A 1,241-nucleotide genomic window follows, 5' to 3' on the forward strand; every position below is an offset into this window, starting at 1 on the left:
ACAATTTACAACAACGTATATAATTAATTGCTGGTTCTCGCCTACATACGAAAATCCCTTGGGGGATTTTCTATTCCGATTTTTTTTACTAAATTTAGTCCCGAATCACGCAACAAATCATACACAAATCCGTTGCAATTTATTGTGAAATTCAGTAAAAAACAAAGTTTTGAACAATCAATTTTGTCAATTATTTCAAGAAAAAAATCAAAAAAAAAGTATTAAATATCAATAAATATTTTTAAAAATACTGATTCCTAAAACTTTGTGAATAAATTTTAAATCAAGAAAAATTAAAACAAAAAAGAAAAAGCACAAAAAATTAACAAAGATTTTAAAAAACTGATTCCTAAAACTTTGTGAATAGATTTTAAATTAAAACAAAAAAGAAAAAGTACGAAATATCAACAAAGATTTAAAAAAAGCTGATTACGAAACTTTATAAATAAATTTTAAATTAAGAAAAATTAAAACAAAAAAGAAAAAGTACGAAACATCAACAAAGATTTTAAAAACTGATTCCTAAGACTTTGTGAATAAATTTTAAATCAAGAAAAATTAAAACAAAAAAGAAAAAGCACGAAAAATAAACAAAGATTTTTAAAAAGCTGATTCTAGAAAATCGAAAAAGGAATTTTAGAGAAAAAATTGAACAATTAAAAACAACAAATAGCAACAACGTATATAATTAATTGCTGGTTTTCGCCTACATACGAAAATCCCTTGGGGGATTTTCTATTCCGATTTTTTTTTACTAAATTTAGTCCCGAATCACGCAACAAATCATATACAAATCCGTTGTAAATAATAGCAAAAAAAAACTGACCAAAACAAAATAAATGATTGATTTTCAAACAAATAAAAATATTAGTTCATTTGTAAATTTTTAAATAAAACTATTTTAAGAAAGAAAAATAATTAAGAATATTTCTAGTTTTCAAGAAAAAGTTCTGAAATGTTTTTTTAACTCGTTTGTAGAATCTGAATCAAAACAAATTTAAGAAAAAGAAGAAAAAATTGAGAATATTTATAGTTTTCAAAAAAGAGTTTTGAAATATTTTTAACTCGTTTGTAGAATCTGAATCAAAACAAATTTAAGAAAAAGAAGAAAAAATTAAGAATATTTCTAGTTTTCAAGAAAAAGTTCTGAAATGTTTTTAACTCGTTTGTAAAACATGAATCAAAAAAAATTTAAGAAAAAGAAGAAAAAATTGAGAATATTTCTAGTTTTTAAAAAAGAG

It is taken from the genome of Tenacibaculum piscium (assembly GCF_021390715.1).
In the GTDB taxonomy this organism is placed as follows: domain Bacteria; phylum Bacteroidota; class Bacteroidia; order Flavobacteriales; family Flavobacteriaceae; genus Polaribacter; species Polaribacter piscius.